We start from the raw sequence: 1,300 nt of genomic DNA, 5'->3' as shown, positions 1-1,300 counted from the left end.
GGCCAGACCGTCACCGCGCGGCCCGCGACCTCCAGCACCTCGGGCTCCAGCGGGGCGAGCATCACCCCGCTCACCGCGGCCGACGCGGCGGCACGCAACTGGACGCGCAACGACTCCACGTCGTCATGCAGTGAGTGGGCCTTGACCACGACCTCGCCCCTGCGTAACACCACGACATCCGCGCGTATCAGATGCCACGCGGGCTCGCCCGCGCCGCCGTATGCCGCGGCGACACCCGCCAGCTCATCTTCTAGACCCACTCGTACAGACTATTCGGCGGTATCGGCGGTGCATGCCGCCGGACGCGATCGCCGGATCGGGCCAAACCCCCGACCAGACCTGCGGTAACGCCAGCCGCTGTCGTGTGCTGGTGAGCAGCTCGGCGCCGCAAGGCGGATGGACTCAATTCCCCGCCGGGCATTGACGATTCGTTGAGCTTGCCATTCCGTCGCACGCGGAAGATAACCGGCGTCCGTTCGCGACAACGATACGGGGATCCATGAAACCTCTTTCAATGACCATGAAGGCCGCGCTGGTCGGTCCGGCCATCGCCATCGGGACGCTGGCGGGGCTCGCGCCGGTCGCCTCGGCCGCCACCACGCCGGTCCACCATGCGGTGAAGGCCGACGTCAGGCCGGTCTGGCAACACGGGCACCACGCCCTCGACCCGCGCTGGGGCACCGACGACCCCCGCTGGGACGCGCACCAGGGCAACCGGTACGACCCGCAGTGGGGCTACTGGCGGTACGACCCCCGGTTGGGCTACCGGCACTTCGACCCGAGCATCGGCCGCTACCGCTGGGACCGGCGCTGGGACCGGCGCTGGGACCACCGCTGGGACCGGCGCTGGGAGCCGCGCTGGGACCACCAGGGGGACCACCAGTGGGACCACGACTGGGATCACCGCTGAGCTTCGGCACGCGTCGCCCACGGTCGTGACGCGGCCGCAATGAGGCTCTGACCTACGTGCCGTGGACTCCGCCACGGCACGTAGGTCTCCCGTCCGCCGCCGACCCGCACCACGCCCTCTCGGGGCCCGGAGCGGGCCGGCGGCGGCTTTTTTAACTAAATTGCCCAGAGTTCAGGCGACCCGAAGGTCTTTCAGGATGAACGCATGGGTTCTCAGCTCTCCTGGGACGTATGGACCCTTAGGTTCGTGACAACTTGCGGGTCTTGACCGTCGGTCCGGGTGAGGAGAGCGCGGGCGTCCTCGGCGTAGCGGGTGGCCGTCTTGCCTTAGAGCCTGACCTGGCCGGCGCGATCACGGCGTCGCGGAGTGACTCGCCTGCGCGGCGACGTC

General features: G+C 69.5%; 1 protein-coding gene and 1 pseudogene. Both read right to left on the bottom strand.

The window, feature by feature from the left end; genetic code table 11:
- Positions 1–260: pseudogene (locus AB0J09_RS65000) on the bottom strand (aminoglycoside phosphotransferase family protein); the annotation flags it as partial.
- A gap of 369 nt (positions 261–629) precedes the next feature.
- Positions 630–920: a PT domain-containing protein gene (locus AB0J09_RS64995; protein WP_360714507.1), complete on the bottom strand. Its 291-nt coding sequence runs from the start codon at positions 918–920 to the stop codon at positions 630–632.
- Positions 921–1,300: the final 380 nt, after the last annotated feature.

Origin of the sequence: Nonomuraea sp. NPDC049784, assembly GCF_040659615.1 — a bacterium.
Lineage (GTDB): Bacteria > Actinomycetota > Actinomycetes > Streptosporangiales > Streptosporangiaceae > Nonomuraea.
Note: the sequence above shows the minus strand (reverse complement) of the source record. Positions and strands in the feature narration are given on the sequence as shown.